The organism is Bacteroides sp. Marseille-P3684 (assembly GCF_900291465.1).
Classification (GTDB): Bacteria; Bacteroidota; Bacteroidia; order Bacteroidales; family Bacteroidaceae; genus Phocaeicola_A.
This window is the reverse complement of the sequence record NZ_LT985808.1, coordinates 3326297-3352215: the sequence shown is the minus strand read 5'-3', so window position 1 is coordinate 3352215 and position 25919 is coordinate 3326297. Positions and strand designations below refer to the sequence as shown.

Here is a 25919-nt window from a genome sequence, read left to right as displayed (position 1 = left end):
GCCTGCCGGCAGGGCGGACGGCAGCTCGTTGAAAAGAACATACGTCCGCTGTGCCCTAGTATGTTAAAAACGCTCTCGGAAGTAAATAAATTTCTTTCAGATAGCATGCGATATCAGGGAGAAACATTATCTTTGCCGTTTGGAAAAACTAACCAATTATTCATCCGTTAACCTTGTAAAAATGGAAAACAAGAAAAGATCTGTGCATCCGTCGGGTGCCACACAGGCCTTTTGTGGCCGTTCACTTTTTGTGTGGGGATTGTCCGCAGCATTGTTCTCTCTGCCTTTGTCCGCAAAAGCGTCGTGGGGGGGGGTAGAAGGCGCTAATCCTCAGGAAGTTTTGCAAACAAAGACCGTCACCGGTCAAGTCATTGACGAGAATGGCGAGCCGATGATTGGTGTTTCCGTACTGGTAAAAGGTACGCAGGCGGGTGCCATCACCGACTTCGATGGCAATTTCAAAATCAGCGCTCCTGCCGGAGCCACCGAACTCCAACTGACTTACATGGGCTACAAGTCACAGACCGTGAAGATTACTTCCGGACCGATGCGTGTGACGATGGAGCCTGACAACCAACTGCTTGACGAAGTGGTGGTCATCGGTTACGGTACGATGAAGAAACGCGACCTGACCGGTTCCATCGTCTCTGTCAAGAGCGAAGACATTACCCTCAATCCGGGTTCGAACCCGATGGAGGCCTTGCAGGGAAAGGTGGCAGGTCTGGACATCACCCGTACGTCGGGTCAGGCCGGTGAAGGCGTCAACATGCAGTTGCGTGGTACGCGTTCGTTCACTGCGAGCGGTAACCCGACGTTCATCATCGACGGCATGCCCGGTGACTACGCTACGTTGAACCCGAACGACATCGAATCCATCGAAGTCCTGAAGGATGCTTCCTCGACAGCCGTTTATGGTGCGAGCGGTGCCAACGGTGTGGTATTGATTACGACCAAGAGCGGCAAGGAAGGTAAAATCAATGTAGACTTCAATGCTTACGTCGGTGTGAACGGATGGTCCCAGGTGCCTGAGATGCGTACGGGAGAGAGCTACCTCCAGGGCATCCGCGATGCCAACCGCGCAACCGGCAACTGGACCAGTACCGCCGATGACGAACGTGTGCTGGACGCCGTGCTCGGTACAGGCTCCTACGCGCTGCACCAGCAGGGCAAGTATATCGACTGGGCGGACGAACTGCTCAAGACCGGTATCACACAGAACTACAGTGTCGCCGTGTCGGGCGGAACGGAGAAGACCAAGGCTTACTTCTCCCTGAACTTCTCCAACGAGAACGGCCAGTACAGCGACGATGAATATAAGGTGTACTCCTCCAACATGCGTATCGACCACAAGGTGAGGGAGTGGATGAGCGTCGGTGTGAACGCACAGATGTCCTACGTACACCGCAACCGGGCATACGCCAGCCTCGACCGTGCGTTGAGAAGTGAGCCGCTCGGTGAGCTGTATAACGAGGACGGCAGCTACAAAGTCAACCCGTCCGCTGGAACACTGACCAACCTGTTGCTGAACAACAAGAGCAACTACCGCAACCAGAACCAGAACTACAAGCTCTATTTCAACCCCTACATCGAGCTGCGTCCGGTCAAGGGACTGACCATCCTCTCGCGTATCGGTGCCAACCTGAACTATTCGCGCACGAACTACTTCCAGGGCATCGGTTCTTACCAATATTATAATACGAGCGGTGCCGATGCCGTGGGCACGAATGCCAACGTCTACGCCCGCATCACGCAGTCGCGCGACTACGACTACAAGTGGGAGAACGTCATCACCTACAACTTCCAGATCAAGAACGACCACGACTTCACGCTGACTGCCGTAACCTCCTGGAACCACAACCAGCAGGATGAGACGTGGCAGCAGGAGACCAACATCTCCGACAACGCCTACCTGTGGCACAACATGGGTCTCAACAACGACTACGTTACAGCCGCCTCGGACTACACCATGTCGAAGGGCTTCGGTCTGGTGGGACGTATCAACTACTCTTACAAGGGCAAGTACCTCTTCTCGGCTTCCGTCCGTCACGACGGTTCTTCACGCCTGGCTCCGGGTAACCGCTGGGATACCTTCCCCGCCGTATCTGCCGGATGGCGTATGTCTGACGAGAAATTCATGGAGGGCACACGCAGCTGGCTCGACAACCTGAAGTGGCGTGTCGGCTGGGGTATTACCGGTACTGCCTCCATCGACCCCTATTCGTCGGCTTCCAACCTGGAAGAGTCTACCCTGAGCTTCAGTGGCGCCAACCATACCATCTACCGCTTCTCGGAGATGTACACCAACCGTGCACTGGGCTGGGAGAAGTCCTACAACACCAACATCGGTCTTGATGCTGCCTTCCTGAACAACCGCATCGACGTGTCGATGGATTACTATTTCACCAAGACCAAGGGCGTCATCTGGGAACGTCAGCTGCCCATCACCAACGGTGGTTACAACTCGTCTACCCGTTACAAGATGAACATGAACATCTGTGAGACCGAGAACCGCGGTTTCGAGATGGCATTGAACACCCGAAACATCGAGACGAAGGACTTCTCATGGAACTCCACCGTGACTTTCAACTACAACAAGGAGGAAATCAAGGCACTCATTGACGGCGCTGCCAACAACATCACCAACGGCGACTACTCCCTCACCATCGGCGAGCCGGTAAACTCGTTCTATAACTACAAGATCGACGGCATGTGGCAGAAGGGTGAAGAGGCGGACGCCGCTGTCTTCAACTGCGCTCCCGGTGACATCAAGATCAACGTGCCCGGCCTGTACAAGGAGTCCGATGGTGTGTTCTACAAAATCGACGAAGAGACCGGTGACCGCATCTACTACAACTCCGAGAACAAGTACGCCTACAGTGACGCCGACTACCAGGTGCTGGGACACAACTCGCCCGACTGGACACTGGGCTTCCAGAACACCTTCAAATACAAGAATTTCGACCTGAGTATCTTCATGTACATGCGCTGGGGACAGATGATCAAGTACGGCATGCTCAGCTCCTACGACCCGAGAGGTATCGAGAACTTCCCGACCTACTTCAACTACTGGACGGAGGACAATCCCTCGAACGACTTCCCGGCAATCAACGCCAACAGGGAGCGTGTTTCCTACGTAGGCTATTCAGCACTGGAGTATGTCGACGGTTCGTTCTTCAAGATCCGCAACATCACCCTGGGTTATACCCTTCCCGAGAATCTCTTGAAGAAGGCAGGCATCGGCAAGTGCCGTTTCTACGCCACCATCACCAACCCGCTGGTGGTAGCCAAGAGCCACTTGCTTGAAGACTATGACCCGGAAATGAACGGAGGATTGAACTACCCGCTGACCAAGCAGATGGTCTTCGGTGTGAACCTCTCCTTCTAACCCCCATCCATAAACATCACTAACTTAAGTTCCGTGTATGCTCAAGGGGTGACGTTGACAAGGGGATAAGTTCAATTTGTCCACTTGGGCTTGCGGAAGTTGAATACACTAACATCTAAAACAATGAAACGAAACATATTTTCCAACGCATTGACTGTGGCGTTCGCAGCCTTTGCACTCGGCGCTTGCAGTCTGGATGAATACAATCCCGGTGCCGGAAGCGGCGGTGACGAGACCCGCAACTTCACAAAGTGGCAGGGCATGGTGACCTATTGCTACGAACCTCTCTATGGACAGCTCTTCTCGGCCTTCGACTACTTTGCCGTTGCCGAGGGCGGAACGGACCTCTGGCTGACTTCCAACAATCGTACGTGGGGACAGCAGGTGTTCTACTACGAGGGTCTGACCACGAATACCAACTACACGAACAAGCTGTTCAACCAGGCTTATTCGCTCATCAATACCTGTAACACTGCCATCGAGGTGGCTCCCGAAGTGGTGGGCGGTGACGAACATGCCATCCGGGTGCTCGAAGGCGAAGCCCGCTGTCTGCGTGCCTACTACTATTATATCCTCGTCTCCAACTACGGCAATGTGACGCTGAAGCTGAACAGCTCGCAGGACGGTGCCGAGATGCGTCCGCAGCGCAACACCTATGAGGAACTGTACGGACAGATGGTCGCAGACCTGAAGCTGGCAGCCGAATACCTTGACGTGGAACCGCTGAACGGTGACTATGCCCGTTGCACCAAGAAAACGGCTCTCGGTCTTCTGGCCCGTGTCTATGCACAGGGAGCAGGCGAGGGGTTGAGCGAAGACGGCGTGTCCTACTGGCAACGTGCCAAGGAGGTAGCGGAAGACCTGATTGCCAACGCCTCCACTTATGGTGCCCGTCTCTATGACGATGTAGCCGAGGTTTGGGCAGCAGCCAACAACAAGTCCAACGATGAGGCACTCTTCATCGCTTCCGCTCCGAGTACGAAGGTGGCTACTTCTGCCAACTATGCGCAGTCGAACATCTTCTCCTACATGTATCCCAAGCCCAACAACCTCAACGATATCTACCTGGTGAAGGACAATGCGAACTACTACCTGGGCCGTGTGAACAACAACATCCTCGCTCCGTCCAAGTATCTTATCGACCTGTTCGACGCCGACTATGACAAGCGTTGGGAGGTGACCTTCATGACTGCCTACGGTAACCCGACACTGAAGCAGACTACCTGGTACCCGTCCGATTATGAGGACAAGACCGTAACCCTGGACGAGGGATTGTGCGAGAAGTACGGCATCGACCAACGTCATGTGGGCAAGAAGATTTACCCGTATGCCGACGGTAACATGACTACCGGCACCTGGAACCAATGGCCGCACAAGATCTGGCCGCGTGGCGACCACTCCGGTGACATCACCGTGCTGCAGGATGTAGACAACGTGTACTATACGCCCTATCCGTTGGATGTGGACGAAGACCGCTTCGTGATTTACCTGTCGAAAGACCCGTTGACAGCCGAAGAGAAGGCTGAACGTGCCTACGTCTGTGTGAATATCGACGACCTGTTCGATGAGGAAGGCAAATACGTGGAGGTTGCGTTTGATGGGACCAATACATACCAGCTCTATCCGGGTTTCAACAAGCTCAACTGGTGCTTTGACGGTGCCTACACGAGCAACCTGCAACGTAAGGTGGGTGACACCTTCATCATGCGTCTGGCTGAGGTTTACCTCATTGCCGCCGAGGCAAATGCCATGTTGGGTGACGGTGCCCGTGCAGCCCAGTACCTGAATCCGCTCCGTCAGCGTGCCTGCCGCAATGCCGAAGACTTCGAGGCACACATGCGTCTGACGACCGCAACCGAGCAGGATGTGCTCGACGAGTATGCCCGTGAGTTGTGCGGTGAGTTCAACCGTTGGGCATTGCTCAAGCGTCACCACGCCTTCGAGTCCCAGCTTGCCAAAGGCAATCCCCGTGCCGCCCGTTCGTTCACCGAGAAGAACTACCTGCGTCCCATCTCTTACGACTTCTTGAACCAGATTGAGAACTCTGCCGAGTATGGCAACAACGGCTATTGATTGAACTGACCGGCTATCCGCTTTCCGGTTAGCTGCTACAGATACATGAAAAGGTCAGGACTGTATGATGCGGTCCTGACCTTTTCAGTTGTATCTGTCCCGAAGAGGCATAAAAAAGGACGCCCCTGTCCTTTGCGGAAACAGGAGCGTCCGGATATGGTGAATGTGTGCAGGGATTACTTGTTCAAAGCCAGAGCCACGTTTACGGCACAAGCTACAGTACATCCTACCATCGGGTTGTTGCCGATGCCGAGGAAGCCCATCATTTCTACGTGAGCAGGAACGGATGAAGAACCTGCGAACTGAGCGTCGGAGTGCATACGGCCGAGTGTATCAGTCATACCGTAAGAAGCAGGACCGGCAGCCATGTTGTCCGGGTGCAAGGTACGTCCCGTACCACCACCGGAAGCTACAGAGAAGTAGGGTTTGCCGGCGAGGACACGCTCTTTCTTGTAGGTACCGGCAACCGGGTGCTGGAAGCGGGTCGGGTTGGTAGAGTTACCGGTGATGGAAACGTCTACGTTCTCCTTCCACATGATGGCAACACCTTCGCGCACGTCGTCAGCGCCATAGCATTTCACCTTGGCACGCGGACCGTCGGAGTAAGCGATTTCGTTTACCACCTTCAGTTCGCCGGTATAATAGTCGAATTGAGTCTGAACATAGGTGAAGCCGTTGATGCGTGAGATAATCATGGCAGCATCCTTACCCAAACCGTTCAAGATGCAGCGCAAGGGGTTCTTGCGAACCTTGTTTGCCATTTCGGCAATCTTGATGGCACCTTCGGCAGCGGCGAATGACTCGTGGCCTGCGAGGAACGCAAAGCATTGGGTCTCTTCGCGGAGCAGACGGGCAGCCAGGTTTCCGTGACCCAGACCCACCTTACGGTCGTCGGCAACAGAACCGGGGATGCAGAATGCCTGCAAACCGATACCGATGGCTTCAGCAGCGTCGGCAGCGTTCTTGCAGCCTTTCTTCAGGGCGATGGCACAACCTACCACGTAAGCCCATTTTGCGTTTTCGAAGCAGATACCTTGTGTCTCTTGGCAAGTCAGGTACGGGTCGAGACCGGCAGCGTCACAGATTGCGTTAGCTTCTTCGATGTCTTTGATGCCGTTTTCGTTCAAAGCAGCCAGAATTTGCTTCATACGGCGATCTTGGCTTTCAAATTGTACTGGTCTAATCATAATCTGTGTCCTCCTTTATTCTTTACGTGGGTCAATATATTTAACTGCGCCTTGTTCGGGCTTGAAGCGTCCGTAAGTGCCTGTCACAGCTTTCAGTGCTTCGTTGGCGTCAACGCCTTTCTTCACTTGTTCCATGAATTTGCCCATGTGTACAAATTCATAGCCGATCACCTGGTCGTCCTTGTCGAGTGCCATACGGGTGATATAGCCTTCGGTCAGTTCCAGGTAACGGGTTCCTTTCACTTTCGTACCATAGAGCGTACCTACCTGGCTGCGGAGACCTTTACCGAGGTCTTCCAGACCGGCACCAATCATCAGACCGCCTTCAGAGAAAGCTGACTGGGTACGTCCATAAACGATTTGGAGGAACAATTCACGCATAGCTGTATTGATGGCATCGCATACGAGGTCGGTGTTCAAGGCTTCGAGGATGGTTTTGCCCGGCAGGATTTCAGAAGCCATGGCAGCCGAGTGGGTCATACCGGAGCAGCCGATGGTCTCTACCAGACACTCTTCGATAACGCCGTTCTTAACATTCAGAGTCAGTTTACATGCACCTTGCTGGGGAGCGCACCAACCCACACCGTGTGTCAAACCGGAAATATCAACGATTTCTTTCGCTTTTACCCATTTTCCTTCTTCAGGAATAGGAGCCGGTCCGTGGTTGGGACCTTTCTTTACAACACACATGTGTTCTACTTCGTGTGAATAAGTCATATCAATTACGTTTTATAGAATAGAAAATAGTTGTAACCACAATTCTTTGTCGAAAGGCTGCTTAACCTCCCATTTTTTCCGTCTGCAAAATTACGGTTTATATTCATCTCCTGCAATAAGGAACGTCGTTGTTTTCACGAATTTTATTAGGATTTGTCCGGCGGAAGGGGCAATCTGAGAACAAGTTGATTCCCGGTTGGGGCAGGAGGGTGTCACGACCGAACTTATCGCTTCGGAATGGAGCCGTGTTTGGAAGAAACAGCCTATCTTTGCAGGCTGAAAAACGATAGGACTATGCTTCAATTTCTCAAGAACTGGACTTTGCCTGTGGCTATGCTGGCAGGTGTCCTGTGTTATTTCTTTTTTGCGAATGTCCCCCTGGTAGCTCCGCTCAAGCCTTTCATTCTGGTCTCGGTCGACGTGCTTACGCCGCTGCTTATTTTCGCCCAGCTGTTGCTGACGTTCTGTAAGATTGACCTGCGCGACCTGATGCCTGTGAAGTGGCACCTGTGGCTGTTGCTGTTCCAGCTGTTTGCCTGTCTGGGGCTTGCTGCCATCCTGTTGTTCTGTTCCATGAGTGAGACCTATCGGGAGGTGTTCGAGGGAGCCATGGTGTGCTTCATTTGTCCGACGGCTACGGCAGCGGCTGTCATCACCGGCAAGCTGGGTGGTAATGCGGCGAGTCTGACGACCTATACACTGCTGTCCAATCTGCTTGCCGCCATTGTGGTCCCGTTGGTCTTTCCGTTAGTGGAACCCCACGAGGGGTTGTCGTTCTTTGTGGCTTTCCTGAAGATTCTGAGCAAGGTGTTCCCCTTGTTGCTTTGTCCGTTCATCCTGGCGGTGCTGCTTCGCTGGTGGCTGCCGAGGGTACATCACTGGCTTGCCACGGTCAGCAATGCGGCTTTCTATATCTGGGGCATCTCGTTGGCCATCGTCTGTGGACAGACCGCACGCTCACTGGTCAACAGCGACGCACCGGTCTTTGTCGAGTGGCTGGTGGCTCTGGCTGCGTTGGTCGCCTGCTGCCTGCAGTTCTTCCTGGGCAAGCGTATCGGAGCCTGTTACGGCGAACGCATCAGTGGCGGTCAGGCACTCGGGCAGAAGAACACCGTGCTTGCCATCTGGATGGCATATACCTACCTGAATCCGCTCTCTTCGGTTGCCCCCGGCGGATATGTACTGTGGCAGAACATCATCAACTCCTGGCAGTTGTGGAAGAAGCGCCGGCGCGATGAGGCTGCCCGGCTCCGTTAGTCGGGAGAAAAGCTGCCGGCGGACGCCTGCTGCAAATATATGGATGTGGGTATTGGTTCGTATGTCACCTTTCTGTACTTTTGCGCCCATGATATTCACCGAGTAATAACCTGACCGAAAATACTGACAAAATGAACGATAATGTTGCACTCGCACTGGGAATGACCCTGATTGCGGGCCTTTCCACCGGCATAGGCAGCCTGATAGCCTTCTTTGCCAAACGGACCAATACCCGATTTCTTTCAGCCGCACTGGGACTTTCTGCCGGTGTGATGATTTATGTTTCCTTCATGGAGCTGATGCCGCAGTCGGTGCTCGCATTGAGCGGCATCTATCCCGGGAAGCTGCCGCAAGTCTACATGTTGCTGGCTTTCTTTGCCGGCATCGGGCTGATTGCCCTCATCGACCGTCTGGTACCTGCCGACGAGAACCCCCACGAGATACACACGGACTCCGATTACGGACAGACCCGCCGGTTGAAACGTACGGGTATCCTGATGGCGCTTGCCATCGGCATCCATAACTTTCCGGAGGGACTGGCGACCTTTGCGTCGGCACTGACGAACATTGACATCGCCCTGCCCATCGTGTTTGCCATTGCCATCCACAACATCCCGGAGGGCATTGCCGTGTCAGTCCCCATCTTTCATTCCACCGGAAGTCGGAAGAAGGCATTCTGGTACTCGTTCCTTTCCGGCATGGCAGAGCCTATTGGCGCCCTGGTCGGCTTCCTGTTCCTGCAACCGTTCTGGACTCCGACGCTCAATGCGTTGCTGCTGTCCTTCGTCTCGGGCATCATGGTCTATATCTCGTTTGACGAGCTCTTGCCCGGTACCGAGAAATACGGTCACCACCATCTGGGTGTCGGCGGCATCGTAGCAGGCATGGCCATCATGGCGATGAGCTTATTGCTGCTCTGAACTTGCGGTTGATGACCGCCATTGGAATACAAAAGAGGCGCAGAGATGCGGGAGGATGAGGACTCCCGGTATCTCTGCGCCTCAGTCTTATTGCGGTTCTTCAGGGAACGGTGGTTGTTATCCCTTCAGCTTTTCGATGCTTTCCTTGAGTGCGGCAATCTTGCTTTCAGCGTCAGCCTGTTTCTTGCGTTCCATCTCGATGACCTTTGCCGGGGCATTGTTGACGAACTTCTCGTTGCCCAGCTTTTTGAGGACACTCTGCAGGAAGCCCTCCTGATAGGTCAGGTCTGCCTCCAGCTTCTTCAGCTCTTCTTCCACATCAATCATGCCAAGCAACGGGACAAAGTATTCCGTGGTTCCCACGAGGAAGGAAGCGGCATTGTCCGGTTTCTCGTTGGGGACGCTGATTCCGGTCAGGTTGCCCAGCTTGATGAGCGCAGCCTTGAATTGGTCCACGAGGTTGTCTTCACCCATGACGAGCAGACCGAGCTGCTGCTTGGGGGAGATGTTCTTTTGCGCACGGACGTTGCGTACATTCGTCACCACCTCTTTCATGTGTTCCATGCCGTCGATGATGGATTGGGCTTCTGCCCGGTCGGTTTGTTCGTGGCGGTTGATTTGTGCCGTCATGATGCTTTCTCCCGGTTTGCGTTCAGCCAGGTGTTGCCACAGCTCCTCGGTGATGAACGGCATGAAGGGGTGGAGCAACGTCAGCAACTCCTCGAAGAAGGCGAGGGTCTGCTCGTAGGTCCGGCGGTCAATGGGTTCTCCGTAGGCAGGCTTCACCAGCTCCAGGTACCAGCTGGAGAATTCGTCCCAGAACAGCTTGTAGACAGCCATCAGTGCTTCGCTCAGGCGGTATTTGCCGAACAGGTCATCCACCTCGGCACCCGTCTTTGCCAGCAGACTGTCAAACCAGCGGGTCGCGATGGCGGCAGATTCAGGCTGTTCCTTGTCGGCTACCTGCCAGCCTTTCACGAGGCGGAAGGCATTCCATATCTTGTTGTTGAAGTTGCGTCCCTGTTCGCAGAGCGAGTCATCGAAGAGGATATCGTTGCCCGCAGGAGCCGAGAGCATCATACCCATACGTACACCGTCGGCACCGTAACGTTCGATGAGTTCCAACGGGTCGGGCGAGTTGCCGAGCGACTTGGACATCTTGCGTCCCAGCTTGTCGCGCACGATACCGGTGAAGTAGACATTCTTGAACGGCATCTTGCCTTCGTACTCATAGCCCGCCATAATCATGCGTGCCACCCAGAAGAAGATGATGTCCGGTCCCGTCACCAGGTCCGAAGTGGGGTAGTAGTAGTTGATTTCCTCATTGCCCGGATGGTTGATGCCATCGAACAGCGAGATGGGCCACAGCCAAGAGGAGAACCAGGTGTCGAGGCAGTCTTCATCCTGACGGAGGTCGGCAAGGGTCAGTCCGGCATTGCCGGTCTTCTCCTTGGCGAGGGCAAGTGCCTCTTCGGCAGTCTCAGCCACGACGAAGCCTCCCTGAGGCAGGAAATAGGCAGGGATGCGGTGTCCCCACCACAGCTGGCGGCTGATGCACCAGTCCTTGATGTTCTCCATCCAGTATTTATAGGTATTCTTGTATTTGGCAGGATAGAACTTGATGTCGTCGTTCATCACCGCTTCGAGAGCCGGCTTGGCGAGATGTTCCATCTTCAGGAACCACTGCATGGAGAGCTTCGGTTCGATGGGCACACCGGTGCGTTCAGAGCAGCCTACCTTGTTGGTGTAGGCTTCCACCTTCTCCAGCAGACCGGCGTCGGCGAGGTCCTTTTCAATCTGCTTGCGTACGTCGAAGCGGTCCATGCCGACGTAGAGTCCTGCAGCCTCGCTCAGCGTACCATTGTCATTGAAGATGTCGATGCTGGGCAGGTTGTGTTTCTCGCCGAGCATGTAGTCGTTCACATCGTGCGCCGGAGTCACCTTCAGACAGCCCGTACCGAATTCGATGTCCACGTATTCATCCTCAATCACCGGGATGACACGTCCCACGAGGGGTACAATCACCTTCTTGCCCTTCAGCCAGGCATTCTTCGGGTCGTTCGGGTTGATACACATGGCGGTGTCGCCCATGATAGTCTCGGGGCGGGTGGTGGCAACGATGGCATAGCGTCCTTCTGCGTCCCCGTCCACTTTGTAGCGGAGGTAGTACAGCTTGCTGTGTTCTTCCTTGTAGACCACCTCTTCATCGCTCAGGGCCGTGAGGGCTTTCGGGTCCCAGTTGACCATGCGGACGCCTCGGTAGATAAGTCCCTTGTTGTAGAGGTCGACAAAGACCTTGATGACACTCCGGCTGCGCTCTTCATCCATGGTGAAGGCGGTGCGGTCCCAGTCGCAGGACGCACCCAGCTTGCGGAGCTGTTTCAGGATGATGCCTCCGTGCTCCTCGGTCCATGCCCAGGCATGTTTGAGGAACTCTTCGCGGGTGAGGTCCGTCTTCTTGATACCCTCCTGGGCAAGTTTGTTCACCACCTTGGCTTCGGTAGCGATGGAGGCGTGGTCCGTTCCCGGCACCCAGCAGGCATTCTTGCCCATCATGCGGGCACGGCGAACCAGAATATCTTGAATGGTATTGTTAAGCATGTGTCCCATGTGGAGCACGCCGGTGACGTTGGGCGGCGGGATGACGACGGTGTAAGGCTCACGACCGTCAGGTTTCGAACTGAAAAGCTTGTTGTCCAGCCAATACTGGTACCATTTCCCTTCCACGTCAGCGGGATTGTACTTACTTGCTAATTCCATTGTTGTTATGTTCGTAGTTTTTTAATAATTGAAGTTCCGCAGCTGCCCGACCGGGCACTGGACAGCGAAGTCAGACCGGAAATCGGAGCTTGCGGAAATTGAATTGAATCGGATTTTGTCTTTAATGGGTGCAAAAGTAGCAAAAAAGCCACGTATCGTGTTAATCATTAGGTCGAAAATCCACCGGAAAGGCAAAATCGGTACGTTTTACTTGTGATGCTCTTCTTAGTGGACCGTCCGACCGGGGCAGAATTACCGGACACTCAAAAAGAGGAGGCTGACCCTTGCCATCAGGCAAAGAGCCAGCCTCCCATAGTTACGAAACGATGTAAGATGTTTTTTTAGAACTTGTAGCCGATAGTGATGTGGGCAGCCATGTTGTGGATTTTGGTATCCTTATCAAATTCCATGTCAGCAACTTCCATGTTAGGCTGGTCGTTGTTCTTACCAGAGGGAGCAATGTTGGCCAAACCGAAGTTGGCGTCGATGCCTGCAATGAACTTGCCAAATTCGAAGGCAACGCCTACGCCCAGACCGCAGTCGAAGCGTTTGAAAGCGTCTTTACCGAAGATGTTTGTTTTCATCTCTTCTTCACCTGCTTCAAACTTGTATTTTCCGTTTAACCCGTAGGCGAGGTAAGGACCGGCATTGAGTACCACGTTGGTTGAAGGCAGTGAGATGCGATAGGCAGCCATGATGGGCAACTCCAGGTAGTTGGCATTTATGGTCGACTTTAATGTGAATAGCGTTCCTTCTATATTCTCACCGACGCTGCTGGTCGTTCCTTTACGGACGAAGAAGAGGGTCGGTTGGAGTGCCCAGTTGCCTCCCAAGCCGATTTCAGCACCGACACCGACTTTGTAGGAGAAGAGGGGGTCACTATCTGCATCGCTGTTCATGTTGGCAATACCGGCACCGGCTTTCACGTTAAAACTTACACTTTGTGCATAGCTTGCTGTCATTCCCAGAATGGCAAACAAGGCAAGAAAGAAAATCTTTTTCATTGTTACTTGTTATTTTGGGGTTAGTAGTATGGTGGATCCAACGGGATGTCGGTTGACTCCTTTTTATTGATTCGCTTTTAAAACTTGTAGCCGAAGGAGATGTGTGCCGCCAGGTTGCGGACTGCGATGTCATCCTCATCGAAATCTTTAGTTCTAGCCAGGTTGACCAGTCCGATGTTGACATTGATGCCGGCAATGAAACGTCCGAATTCAAGGTCCATACCCAGTCCCAGACCGGAATCGAAACGTTTGAGTCCGCCGTTGCCGAAGACACTCTGGCTTTCAGTTATTGTTCGTACAGGTTCATCCGAGTCCTCCCTGCCGGTGACGGTTGACTTGCCCTTGCCTCCTACTCCGTAGGCAAGATAGGGACCGGCGTACAGCACGACATCCATCCGTTCGAGGGGGATGCGGTAAGCAGCCATGACGGGCAGTTCCAGATAACAGGCATTGAGCGTCAGGTCACCTTTCATACCGATGTCATCGGAACGGACCTCGGCGCTGTTGCTCATTCCTTTGCGGACGAAGAAGAGGTCCGGATGCAGTTCCCAGTGTCCTCCCAGACCGATATTCATACCCACACCGACTTTGTAAGAGAAGAGGGGGTCGCCGTTGGCATCTCCGGTGAAATTGGCAAAGCCCACACCGGCTTTCGCGTGAAAATTGATGTCCTGGGAAAAGCTTGTGACCACTCCCATAAGGACAAATAAAGTGAAGGCCAGGATCTTTTTCATTGTTTAAAGGTTTTGGTTTGTCAGTTCGCAAAGCTATGAATTATTTAATAGACTGCAACACTCCTTGACGGTGCCTTCCTGACTCTTTCGGTTTTCTGTTATCCTTTTTTGAATCAGTGATGTAAAACTTATGTAAAAAAGCTGGTGGGGGGGGGTAAAATGGATATATCGCCAATGTCCCGCCTGTGGGCTGATGTGAAAGTAATAGTTTTTCGCTGTATGGCGTTCGTTTCCTTTGGCAGTAAAATGAAGTATTAAAAAAACGTAAAAGGGGAAAGGAACATTCCCTTCATCCCCAAAACGACTTTTCCCCTTCCGGATGGAACCGGTAAAGCGGTAATATCATTACCTTTGCAAGGATTCAGTTAAACCCTCGTCAACAAAAACAACAACGATGCATACACGACAAGAACAATTGGAAGCATTCGGACGCTTCCTGGACATACTCGACGAACTGCGTGTGAAGTGTCCGTGGGACAAGAAACAGACCAACGAAAGTCTGCGTCCCAATACCATTGAAGAAGTCTATGAACTCTGTGATGCCCTGATGAAGGACGACCCCAAGAACATCTGCAAGGAGCTGGGCGATGTCCTGCTGCACGTGGCATTCTATGCCAAGATAGGCTCTGAAAAGGGACAGTTTGACATCAAGGATGTTTGCGACCGTCTGAGTGACAAGCTGGTCTTCCGCCATCCCCACGTGTTCGGAGAGGTGAAGGCGGACACGGCCGAACAGGTGTCGGAGAACTGGGAACAGATCAAGCTGAAGGAGAAGGACGGCAACAAGAGTGTCCTCAGCGGAGTGCCCGACGCGCTGCCTTCGCTCATCAAGGCTTACCGCATCCAGGACAAGGCACGCAACGTCGGCTTTGACTGGGAAGAGCGCGAACAGGTGTGGGGCAAGGTGAAGGAGGAAATCAGCGAGTTTGAAGCCGAAGTGGCTGACATGGACAAGGAGAAGGCGGAAGCGGAGTTCGGCGACGTCCTCTTCAGCCTTATTAATGCCGCGCGGCTGTACAAGATCAATCCGGACAACGCCCTGGAACGTACGAACCAGAAGTTCATTCGCCGTTTCAACTACCTGGAGGAACATACCCTGAAGGCAGGACGGAAGCTCACCGACATGACCCTTGCCGAGATGGATGCCATCTGGGAGGAGGCGAAAAAGAACGAAAAGTGAGGGCAGGAGAGGGGAGGGACAGCCGTTTCCTTCCCTTCTGTGCTTGCAAACTCAAGGTAGCAAACATTTGTCAGAAAGGTTGCAGGAGGCATCAAACTGAAGGAATTTTCAAGAAAAGAACGGAATATTTGCAACTTTTGTGGTCCTTCCTTTCACATTCTTTGCTACTTTTGTGCCGACGATAAACAAACGAGAATCAATCATTCATCAATTTTAATAACAATCACACTATGGTAAGTTATAAAGAATTGGGCCTTGTGAACACAAGAGACATGTTTGCACGTGCCATCAAAGGTGGTTATGCAATCCCTGCTTTCAACTTCAACAACATGGAGCAGATGCAGGCCATCATCCAAGCTTCAGTAGAAACCAAGTCACCGGTCATCCTGCAAGTGTCAAAAGGTGCACGTAACTACGCCAACCAGACCTTGCTCCGCTACATGGCTGAAGGTGCCGTTCAATATGCCAAGGAACTGGGATGTGAACATCCTGAAATCGTGCTCCACCTCGACCACGGAGATTCGTTCGAACTCTGCAAGAGCTGCGTGGACCTGGGCTTCTCTTCCGTCATGATTGACGGCTCACACCTGCCGTATGACGAGAATGTGGAACTGACCCGTCGCGTGGTAGAATATGCACACAAGTATGATGTCACCGTAGAAGGTGAGCTGGGCGTGCTTGCCGGTGTGGAAGACGAGGTGGTTGCCGAGCATCACACTTACACCCGTCCTGAAGAAGTGGTTGACTTCACCACGAAGACCGGTTGCGACAGCTTGGCTATCTCCATCGGTACCTCACACGGTGCATACAAGTTCAAACCCGAGCAGTGCCACGTTGACCCCGCTACCGGACGTCTCGTTCCTCCTCCCTTGGCATTTGACGTACTCGACGGTGTCATGAAGGAGTTGCCGGGCTTCCCCATCGTGCTCCACGGTTCTTCTTCCGTTCCCCAGGAATATGTTGACATGATCAACCAGTTCGGTGGCAAGCTCGAAGCAGCCATCGGTATCCCCGAAGACGAGCTCCGCAAGGCAGCCAAGTCCGCAGTTTGCAAGATCAACATCGACTCCGACAGCCGTCTGGCGATGACTGCTGCCATCCGCAAGGTATTGGCTGAGAAACCTGCCGAGTTTGACCCGCGCAAGTACCTCGGTCCGGCTCGTGACGAGATGAAGAAGCTCTACATGCACAAGATTGTGAATGTGCTGGGCTCTAACGGCAAATTGGCGAAGTAACAATTTCCAAGCCTCTCCCGATTCCTCCCTTGTGGAGGAACGTGTATAGATAGAATAAGGGCGCGAATCAGGCAGAACCGTGAACGGTCTGCGCGGTTCGCGCCTTTGTTTTCTATTGTCTTCTGCCAATGGTAAGGAGTGGATGCGAAAAAAGAGAATGATTTCGGGTTAAACGACAGTCTTTGGATTAGTCGGCGGAATGCATTAATACCGCTCCATACGTTTGGTGGAGAAGACTAAAAAATCTTTGTTATGTTCCATATTATATGTACTTTTGCAATGCAGTCCCGGGCGTTCCTCTCCCAGCTTTCAGTTACTGGTGATGAATCCGGGTTTTTTTATGCCTTTTTGCGAAGGTATATCTTATGATTTTAATATCCAATGTTTTATTTATAAATTCGGTTGTTTGTGACGATTCCGTTCGGTTATTTGTGACGATTCCGTTCGGTCATTTGTGACGATTCCGTTCGGTTATTTGTGACGATTCCGTTCGGTTATTTGTGACGATTCCGTTCGGTTATTTGTGGAGGAATCCTGCCATAGCGTCCAATAATAAACAATGTAGGAAGGTGTGTCAAAAAGCGCACCTTCTTTTTTTATGCACAAAGCCCCGACTTTCACAAGCCGAGGCTTTGCTATTACCTAAAGATTTTGTATCTTTAAGCATTATAACAAAAATAATCTTATGACAAAGATACATTTTCGTCCTTACATTCCCAACCAAACAGTGCTGTTTCCTCAAAGAATCGATGAGGATATTGCAAAGAACGATCCGGTACGCATGGTTGACGCCCTTGTTGAGAGCCTGAATCTGGAAGGTTTCAGGAAGTTATATAAGGAATGCGGCCGTAGCCCTTACCATCCCCGAATGATGCTCAAGGTCATCCTGTACGCCTATATGAACAACATCTACTCCTGCCGCAAGATAGAAAAACTCCTCCACCGCGACATCCATTATATATGGCTGGCCGGGCACGAGAAACCGGACTTCATTACCATCAACCGCTTCCGCAACCGCGTGAAGAAGGAAATCAACGAAGTATTCACCCAAATCGTCCTTCTGCTTTCCGCCAAAGGGTTCATCAGCCTGAACGTGGAATATATTGACGGAACGAAGATTGAATCCAAGGCCAACAAGTATACTTTCGTGTGGAAAAAGACCGTCGAGCGGAACCGTGAACGCCTGATGAAGAAAATCCATGTCCTGTTGGGTCAGATAGACGATGCCATCGCCCAGGAGAAATCACCGGAAAACAATGAGGAAGTTGAGTTTACCCCAGCCATGCTGACCGAAATGGCGGGCGAACTGCGCAATGCGCTTGAACAGGTTCCCGAGCCTTCCACAAAAGAGGAGAAGGCCGCACAAAGAAAGAAACGCAGGCAGCTGAAAGAACTGGAAGCGCACAGGGACAAGCTGCAGGAATACGACAATCATCTGGACACGCTGCAGGAGCGCAACTCCTATTCCAAGACGGACAAGGATGCCACTTTCATGAGGATGAAGGAGGATGCCATGCGTAACGGACAGACCAAACCCGGTTACAACCTTCAGATTGCCACCGAGAACCAGTTCATTACCGATTTTGCACTTTTTCCCAACCCTACGGACACGCTGACTATGATACCTTTCCTGCAATCCTTCTCAAACAGATACGACAGGCTGGCCCATACAGTAGTGGCTGATTCGGGCTACGGCTCCGAGGAAAATTACCGCTTCATGGCAGAAAACGGCATGGAAGCTTACGTCAAATACAATTACTTCCACATGGAGCAACGGCCGAGATTCAGACCCGACCCGTTCAAGGCTGAAAACTTCTACTACAATGAAGAACATGACTATTGCGTATGCCCCATGGGACAAAAGATGCGGAGGATAGGAAACAGGCATGTGAAAACCGCATCCGGATATGTGAGCGAAAGTGCCAGATACAGGGCTGTCAGGTGCGAAGGCTGCCCGCTAAGGTGTCTATGTTTTAAAGCAAAAGGGGACAGGACAATAGAACTGAACCACAGGCTCAGGAAATACAAGCAAAAAGCCAAAGAGTTGCTCTGCTCCGAGGAAGGGCTGAAACACAGGGGACGAAGATGCATAGAACCGGAAGCCGTATTCGGGCAGATAAAATATAACATGAACTACAAACGTTTCCGCCATTTTGGAAAGGACAAGGTCTTTATGGACTTCTCCTTCCTTGCCATTGCCTTTAATATAAAAAAGTTATGTGCAAAGATGAGAAAAGAAGGCATAGACTGGCTGATTAAACTGTTTTGTGAGCTTACAGCCGCTTTCTTCAGATGCAGGGAACACATAAATCAAAGAAATCTTCAACATATCGCTGCTTGAAGATAGCGAACTTTTCTTTTGTAATTGACGAAAGAAAGAAGGTGCATCGCTTATTACGACACACCCTCGGTCCAATTACGTCCATCCCAATCACACCCGTCCAAATCCCTCCCAATCACGCCCGTTCTCATTTCGTCCGTTCCACCATTTCCTCCCTTCCAATATTCCCACCCATCAAGAACAACTGCCCTTCGGCATGTGTATCGGGCGATCCGACCGGTCGCCCCTACATTTCAGGGATGATTGGACATCACACCGCCGAAAATTATCATTTGTCAATCAAAACACCGTTTTTTCCTTTACAAATGCACGAGAAATGCCGTTTTCTTCTAACGCATATTTGATGAATTTCGGAACAAATAGCGTGCAATTGCAAAGGAAGGTTAATGAAAAAGCCGGAAAAGGACTCTTATTTTAGAAAACTATACATTTCATTTTCGAAATACTTACATTTTGAGGCTCAAACAATATTGTTTCACGTGCGAAACACAAGTGTTTGACGAATCAAACAATATAGTTTCACTTCCCAAACAATATTGTTTCATCCGTGGAAGTCAAATGTTCGGAGAATGAAAGGCAAAAACTCCGGGTTTCGTTCGCTGGAAGGTGAGGCGTGTCAATAAATCAGAAGGTATCATCATGTGTGCTGTGTGGGAATCCTGCTGTCGCATGGGAAGGATGCTGCTCTTAGGTTGTGTCGGGATGATAACGCTTGGAACGAATCTGTGTCAATGTGTATTTTGCGAATTGCCTGAGAAGGGCCTCGGAATCCACCCAATCGTATTTTGGTGCGAGGAAGGGCACTGTGGAGACCTTCGTTTGACATTTTGTCAAAACACCTCTTCGGCGGTCAATGGCAGCCGTCTCTCTTGACAATGGACGACGGATAATGGACAAGACCCCCCAGGCGTGGGGCGGAATCCTCCCTTCCTCATGGATGCCCGGTGGTGGGAACAGCTTGGGAATGTCACTAGGAAGCCGTCCGTGTGCTGGAAGGAGGAAAAATCATGCGTTTGGATGCATTTGTACATGGATGTATTTCGTAATTTACTAGTAAACAGTGTAATGAAGTTTTCAGATGTACATTGATATTCGTCGCTGGTACGCGCTATTCTCTCTAATTTTGCAACGAAAACAAATTCCGTACTCGTGCGTCCCTAAATATACGCAACAGGGACGGGATTTAAAAGTGATACGTAAGACAACTAGCATTTATAAAATAACAATGCACCGTATGATAAAGAGATCTTCAACACTTCTCATCTATCGCGTACTCGCGTGTATGATACTGTTGCTGTGTATGACCCCCGCCATCCGTGCACAGAAAGTGGCTGTAAAGACCAACTTGCTCTATGATGCAACGACGACTCCCAACATCGGGGCGGAGTTGCAGACGGGGAGGCACACCTCGTTGCAGGTAATCTATGGACTCAACCCCTGGAAATCGACCGATAGCGAACGGCTGATGCGCCACTGGGTAGTCAATCCCGAATTCCGTTACTGGTTCTGCCGTCCCATGATGGGACACTTCGTCGGTGTCGACGCACTGGGCGGAGAATACCGTGTGCAGGGCATCCACCTCCCCTTCGGCATGTTCCCTTCACTGAAGGACAACCGCTACGTGGGCTGGTATGCCGGAGGCGGCATCGCCTATGGTTATGCGTTTCCGCTGAGCAAGCACTGGAACGTGGAGGCTGCCATCGGAGTGGGCTATGTCTATACGCAGTACAAGAAGTATGAGTGTGAACGTTGTGGCGCACTCCTCGGACGCGACCACAAGAATTATGTAGGCCCGACGAAGGCCGCTATCAACCTGGTGTATGTTTTCTAACCCCATACCCTGAACCATTATGAAAACGAAGAATGTTTTTCTCACTTTCATCCTTGCGATGGTATGCCTGCCCCTTGCGGCAGGCACACCTCGTGTGGATATACGCAAGCTCACCGCACGCTCCAACTCCGGAAAGCTGGTCGTGTCGATGGAGTTTGTGCTGGACGAACTGGATTTGAAGGCTGACCAGCTCATGGCTTTCCAGCCGGTCATCACCTCTGCCGACGGAAGACGGGAGATGCCCCTGACGCCTTTCCTCGTCACGGGACGCCGCGCCCACATCTACCACGAACGGGCAGGAAGTGATGCCTATCCCGATGCGGTCGAGATGCGTCGGCGGAACGGCACGGCACAGACGTATGCCTACACCGATGTGGCTGTCTACCAGCCTTGGATGAAAGGTGCCACGCTCGCCGTGATGCAGGACCTCTGTGCCTGCGGCGACAAGCTGGAGCAGGCGACTGCCCGGACAGTCCGCATCGACTATGACCCGTTCGACGAGGTGCAGTATGCGTTTGTGACGCCGCCTGCCGAACCTCGCAAGCTGCGTGAGGTCAGCGGAAGTGCATTGCTCAATTACCGGGTCAATGCGACTGCCATCGATGCATCCTACATGGAGAATACGGCGGAACTGGACAAGATCCGCGGTACGATTAATAAGGTAAAGGAAGACCCCAATGTGAGCATCACTGCCATTTCCATCCACGGTTATGCTTCGCCGGAAGGTTCATATGCCAACAACGAACGTCTGGCGCGTGAGCGTATGCAGTCACTCTTGGATTATGTGAAAGGGTTGCACCGCTTTGACGGCGTCCGTTTCGATGTTTCCTCTACACCGGAGGACTGGGAAGGCTTCCGTCGCCGGGTTTCCGAATCATCGCTGGCACACCGCGACGGGATTCTGGAACTCATCGACGGCGAAGGGACTCCCGACGAGAAGGAGCACCGCATCCGTGCTACTTACCCGGATGATTACCGGACGTTGCTCACCGCCATCTATCCGCTCCTGCGTCATGCCGATTACACGGTGCAGTATGTGGTCCGTCCGTTCACTCCGGAGGAGGCTGCGGAGATATTCCGGACGAAACCCAACCAGCTGTCTTTGGAAGAGCTTTACCTCCTGGCACAGACTTATCCTGCCGGAAGTGAGGAATATAATAAGGTGTTCCTGACAGCAGCCTATATGTATCCGGGCGATGCCATCGCCAACCTCAATGCGGCAAATGTGTCGTTGAGAAGCCGCGATGACAAGGCTGCAGAGCGTTTCCTCTCCCGTGCAGGAGATTCCGCTGAAGCCGAGAATGCCCGGGGCATCCTGTGCGTGCTGCGTGGAGAGACGGAAGCCGCGATTGTTCACTTCGCCCGTGCGGCACAAGGTGGATTGCAGTTGGCTGCCGACAACCTGAACTTGCTGAAACAATGAATTGAAATCGAGTATTAATAATCAAACCAACTATGTTTATGAGAACTAAATTTTTTGTTGCTGCCGCAGCCCTTTGCCTGACTGCGTTTACAGCATGTAGTGACAACGAGGTCCTCAAGCCGGAGGTAGGTGGAGACAACACCTATCTTTTCAACGAAGAGGGTAAGGGCTACATCCGTTTGTCGTTGGATGTGCCTGTGGCGGGAACTCGTGCAACCACACCCAATGATAACGGTGTGCTTGATGAATATAAGGTGAACAATGCTTGGCTGTTGCTCTTTACGGGTGATTCTGAATCCAATGCAACATTCAGTGCTGCTTATGACATGACTGGAAACTTTGCGCTGGTGAATCACGATGAAATCACTTCTACCGCCCAAATCATTCAGGAGATTAACGGTGCAGGTATTGCGGATTCAAGCGATCCTACGAAAATGAATTTGATGGCATACGTGATGCTGAACAAGCCGGAAGCCATTACTTTTGACAAGAACACCATCAAGCTGACAGATGCTGTGCAGAAATACAATAGTGGAAGCAACGAAGTGTCAGCTACAAACGAGGCAATGACCTATGAGGAATTTGTGAAGTTGGTTGCAGCTGCGCAGACTGATGAGAAAATCTTCACTTCCAATGGCTTCTTCATGGGTAACTCTCCGTTGAGCAACAAGGATGATGCTGCTGCTAACGCGGCGGATGCTGTAGCTACCACTTTGGTAAAGATTGATGCCAACAGTATTTATCCTTCCCGCCAAGCTGCCGAGCAAGGTAGTAAAAGCACCGAAGTGTACGTAGAGCGTGCCGTAGCAAAGGTTGATGTAACTGCGAACCTTCAGTCTGGTAAGGAGTCTTTCAAGGTTGGTGATGCTGAGTTCAAATACAAAATTCTTGGTTGGACGCTTGACAATACGGCTAAGCAGGAATACATTACCCGCAATGTAGGCAACTTTGGAACTTATCGCGACTATGTGTCTACACGTAAGGGAGAGCAGGGTTACAATGTACCTGAAACCTCTCGTTTCATTGAGAACCGCAAGATGGACGGTGCAGCTGATTTGTATCGTATCAACTTTGCAGAAGCTCCGACTTATGCATTGGCTATTGCTGACGGCAAAGCAGGGGATTACTTCAATCGTTTGGCTAATCCTGAAGCTGTCGGCAACTGGAATGATGTAGGCAGTGAAAATGTGGCTTACTGCTTCGAGAATACATTTGATGTAGCGCACATGTTGGATTACCAGACTACCCGTGTCATCGTGAAAGCAGAATTGCAGAAGAAACAGGGAGATGGTTCATATTCACCTGCCGATTTCTATCTGCGTAGCGACAAGGGTAACAACATCTATGCAGATGAAGCTACTGTACAGAAAGAGCTCTTGGCTGAGGTTACCAGCTGGGATTTCGTAAAAGACTGGATGGAGAAGCACAACCAGGCAGCCACTCCGTTGACCGCTGAAAACTTTGCAAAGTTCAAAGCATTTAGCTATGTCAATGGCAAGCTCGTTCCTGAACTGGAATTGGTAAAAACCGGCTGGGAAGCTCCTCAGGGTACTGTCAATGCAGAAGGCCGCGATGCTGTGCAGACAGAAATTAATAACCGTCTTGCCAAGATCACGATAAGCAAGTATACGGGTGGTGTGGCTTACTATCCGGTCATGATCCGTCACTTCAACGACAACGAGACTCCCTGGAAGAGCGAGTGGGCACCGTTGAATGGCAAACCTTATGATGTACAAGGAGCGCATGATGCAGCCAAAGACTACCTGGGTCGTTATGGCGTTGTTCGTAACACTTGGTATGAAATCAATGTGAACAGCATCAGCAAAATCGGTACTGCCGGTATTCCTGAACTTCCCAATGGTGGCGATAAGGGACACTGGGATGACTCCGTTGAGCGTTACCTCAGCGTGAAGATCCACACCGTGAAGTGGCAGAAACGTACACAGAACACGGACCTGTAATGATTAATACTTTTCCTCGCAGGAGGAAGGAATCTTAAGAGTGGACGCAGAGACACAAATAGCGCAGAGCGACTTCCGTTGACAGAACGACCTTTGTGTCTCTGTGACTCTGTGTCCTACTCCTTTTTTCAGACACACTGAACCCTTCACCTAACAGTTATTTATGAAACGAATGATCAACTATCCATCTATCGGCCTGCTGGCATGCCTGCTGATGTTGCTCTTGCCTTCTTCCTGCACTTTGATGGACGAAGACCGCAGCGACTGTGAGGAAGGCCTCTACGTAAGCTTCCGCTACGACTACAACATGCACGGCGACCTTTTCAACGACCAGGTGGGAGCTGTCACGCTCTATGTGCTCGACACCAACAACAAGGTGGTGCGCGTGGAGACTGCTGAAAACTATGCTGACAACGCCCCCTTGGCTGACCCCGGCTACCGGATGCACGTCGAAGGACTCGAACCGGGGAACTATCGCCTGATGGCTGTGGCCATGCAAGCCGGAGAGGCTCAACGCCAAAAGCGACCGGGAGCGAAGTTTGTCATTCCCCGCCTGCAAACCGGAGATGCGCTCGACAAGTTGCAGATTGAGCTGGAACGCAGCAAAGACCCGCGGACGGTCTCCCTCGGCGAGTATGACGGGAAAACACTGGCAGCCCGTGCTGTCGACAACGGAGGGGTGGCACTCGACACACTCTGGCACACCCTGGAGGTGCAGACGTGTGAGGTACGCTTCATGAAGCCGACGTATGCCACGGTGCCCCTGATACGCGACACCAAGCTTATCAACCTCACCATCCGTCAGACCGAGGATGCTGCCGAACTGAAAGATACCGATTATGGGGTCTTCATCATGGCAGACAACGGCCACCTGAATGAGAGGAACGAGGTGGTGGCTGAAGAGCCCCTGCTCTATACTCCCTTTGCCCAGTGGACTATCGACGAGGCTTCGTCGGCGGTCACGACTCCCGATGACGGGGTCATCGTGCATGCCAACTCGTTGCATTACGACTTCTCGGTTTCCCGTCTGATGGTCTATCCCGAGGCGGAAGCCGACCGTGCGGCAAAGCTCTACATCGTGAACAAGAAAGACAACAAGCGACTGGTGGCTGTGCTCAACCTGCCGGAGTTCCTCAGTTACGGACGGGATGCCTATGCACGACGCTATTCGCCCCAGGAATACCTCGACCGTGAGAACCAGTATGACATTGACCTTCTCATTGCCGGAAACCGCCTTCGTGCCATCACCATCCGCATCGGAATCCTGAAGTGGCAGAAGCGCATTCAGTTTGAAGACATTTAATGAACAGATAAAAACCTTCCCCATGCCCCGCCTCCTCCTCCCGTTCCTCCTCGCCGTGCTCCCGGCAGCACTCTCCGCACAGACCGTGCGGTTGAAGAACAACTTGCTGTGGGATGCCACGCTGACACCCAACGCGACGGTCGAGATGGAGCTGGGATGGCACACCACGGTGCAGGCGGCATACGGGTTCAGCCCGTTCAGCCTGGGAGAGGGGAAGAAGTTGCGCAACTGGTGCCTCGCACCCGAAGTGCGCCACTACCTCCGTCCGTGGTTCAAAGGACACTTCTTCGGCGTCGCGCTCAATGCCGGGCAAGCCAACCTGGGAGGGGTCAAGCTGCCCTTCCGCATCTGGAAGAGCCTTGCCGACCGACGCTATGAGGCGAAGTTCGCCGGTGGCGGACTGACCTACGGCTATGTATGGTCCCTTGGTGACCACTGGGGCATGGAGGCTTCGGTAGGACTCGGCTATGAATACGTGGACTACCGGGAGTATGCCTGTCCCACGTGCGGCGAACGGACCCGCGACAAGACGAAACACTACATCGGGCCGCAGAAGGCGGCACTCAGCGTGGTGTATGAGTTCTAGGATGACGATGGATGGACGACGC

At 52.2% G+C, this 25919-nt stretch carries 17 protein-coding genes; 12 read left to right on the top strand and 5 right to left on the bottom strand.

Features of this window, described 5'->3' with window-relative positions:
* Positions 1-181: 181 nt before the first annotated feature.
* Both C8275_RS13185 and C8275_RS13180 read left to right on the top strand, forming a co-directional pair.
* The gene (locus C8275_RS13185) at positions 182-3385 is read left to right on the top strand and encodes a TonB-dependent receptor (protein ID WP_106625500.1); all 3204 of its coding nucleotides are present in this window, start codon (positions 182-184) and stop codon (positions 3383-3385) included.
* Between the two features lie 123 nt (positions 3386-3508).
* Positions 3509-5458 (top strand): RagB/SusD family nutrient uptake outer membrane protein, encoded by a 1950-nt coding sequence (locus tag C8275_RS13180; protein WP_106625499.1) that lies wholly within the window; start codon positions 3509-3511, stop codon positions 5456-5458.
* 176 nt (positions 5459-5634) lie between these two features.
* Here C8275_RS13180 and C8275_RS13175 read toward each other — a convergent pair whose 3' ends face one another.
* Together C8275_RS13175 and C8275_RS13170 are read right to left on the bottom strand one after the other, a co-directional pair.
* On the bottom strand, positions 5635-6645 hold the full coding sequence (locus C8275_RS13175; RefSeq protein WP_022384003.1) for a GGGtGRT protein: 1011 nt from the start codon (positions 6643-6645) through the stop codon (positions 5635-5637).
* 15 nt (positions 6646-6660) lie between these two features.
* Positions 6661-7362 (bottom strand): iron-sulfur cluster assembly scaffold protein, encoded by a 702-nt coding sequence (locus tag C8275_RS13170; RefSeq protein ID WP_022384002.1) that lies wholly within the window; start codon positions 7360-7362, stop codon positions 6661-6663.
* A 294-nt stretch (positions 7363-7656) separates the two neighbouring features.
* Between C8275_RS13170 and C8275_RS13165 the strand changes: the two genes are divergently transcribed.
* Positions 7657-8619 carry a bile acid:sodium symporter family protein gene (locus C8275_RS13165; protein ID WP_106625498.1) on the top strand — a complete coding sequence of 321 codons (963 nt, stop codon included), beginning with the start codon at positions 7657-7659 and terminating at the stop codon, positions 8617-8619.
* Positions 8620-8750: 131 nt separating this feature from the next.
* Complete coding sequence (gene zupT, locus C8275_RS13160; RefSeq protein WP_106625497.1) at positions 8751-9539, top strand: zinc transporter ZupT; 789 nt, start codon at positions 8751-8753, stop codon at positions 9537-9539.
* Positions 9540-9656: 117 nt separating this feature from the next.
* Here the strand turns inward: zupT and C8275_RS13155 are convergent, their stop codons facing one another.
* The 3 genes from C8275_RS13155 to C8275_RS13145 form a co-directional block, all read right to left on the bottom strand.
* Positions 9657-12299, bottom strand: coding sequence for a valine--tRNA ligase (locus C8275_RS13155; protein WP_106625496.1), 2643 nt, complete (start codon positions 12297-12299; stop codon positions 9657-9659).
* Between the two features lie 341 nt (positions 12300-12640).
* The gene (locus tag C8275_RS13150; protein ID WP_106625495.1) at positions 12641-13303 is read right to left on the bottom strand and encodes a porin family protein; all 663 of its coding nucleotides are present in this window, start codon (positions 13301-13303) and stop codon (positions 12641-12643) included.
* 77 nt (positions 13304-13380) lie between these two features.
* Positions 13381-14037 carry a porin family protein gene (locus C8275_RS13145; RefSeq protein ID WP_106625494.1) on the bottom strand — a complete coding sequence of 219 codons (657 nt, stop codon included), beginning with the start codon at positions 14035-14037 and terminating at the stop codon, positions 13381-13383.
* Positions 14038-14431: 394 nt separating this feature from the next.
* Here C8275_RS13145 and mazG point away from each other — a divergent pair, with 394 nt between their 5' ends.
* The 8 genes from mazG (at position 14432) to C8275_RS13105 (ending at position 25897) form a co-directional block, all read left to right on the top strand.
* Positions 14432-15217: a nucleoside triphosphate pyrophosphohydrolase gene (gene mazG / locus C8275_RS13140; RefSeq protein WP_022383996.1), complete on the top strand. Its 786-nt coding sequence runs from the start codon at positions 14432-14434 to the stop codon at positions 15215-15217.
* Positions 15218-15447: 230 nt separating this feature from the next.
* Complete coding sequence (locus C8275_RS13135) at positions 15448-16452, top strand: class II fructose-bisphosphate aldolase (RefSeq protein WP_106625493.1); 1005 nt, start codon at positions 15448-15450, stop codon at positions 16450-16452.
* Positions 16453-17137: 685 nt separating this feature from the next.
* Positions 17138-18793 (top strand): IS1182 family transposase, encoded by a 1656-nt coding sequence (locus C8275_RS13130; protein WP_106484780.1) that lies wholly within the window; start codon positions 17138-17140, stop codon positions 18791-18793.
* Positions 18794-20027: 1234 nt separating this feature from the next.
* Positions 20028-20624, top strand: coding sequence for a DUF3575 domain-containing protein (locus tag C8275_RS13125; RefSeq protein WP_234395776.1), 597 nt, complete (start codon positions 20028-20030; stop codon positions 20622-20624).
* A gap of 19 nt (positions 20625-20643) precedes the next feature.
* Positions 20644-22047, top strand: coding sequence for a DUF3868 domain-containing protein (locus C8275_RS13120; RefSeq protein WP_157948282.1), 1404 nt, complete (start codon positions 20644-20646; stop codon positions 22045-22047).
* 38 nt (positions 22048-22085) lie between these two features.
* A complete protein-coding gene (locus tag C8275_RS13115; RefSeq protein WP_157948281.1) occupies positions 22086-24008 on the top strand; it encodes an Mfa1 family fimbria major subunit in 1923 nt (640 codons plus the stop codon).
* Between the two features lie 163 nt (positions 24009-24171).
* Positions 24172-25311: a FimB/Mfa2 family fimbrial subunit gene (locus tag C8275_RS13110; protein WP_106625489.1), complete on the top strand. Its 1140-nt coding sequence runs from the start codon at positions 24172-24174 to the stop codon at positions 25309-25311.
* Positions 25298-25897 (top strand): DUF3575 domain-containing protein, encoded by a 600-nt coding sequence (locus C8275_RS13105; RefSeq protein ID WP_157948280.1) that lies wholly within the window; start codon positions 25298-25300, stop codon positions 25895-25897. Before C8275_RS13110 ends, C8275_RS13105 begins: the two co-directional genes overlap by 14 nt.
* Positions 25898-25919 lie beyond the last annotated feature (22 nt).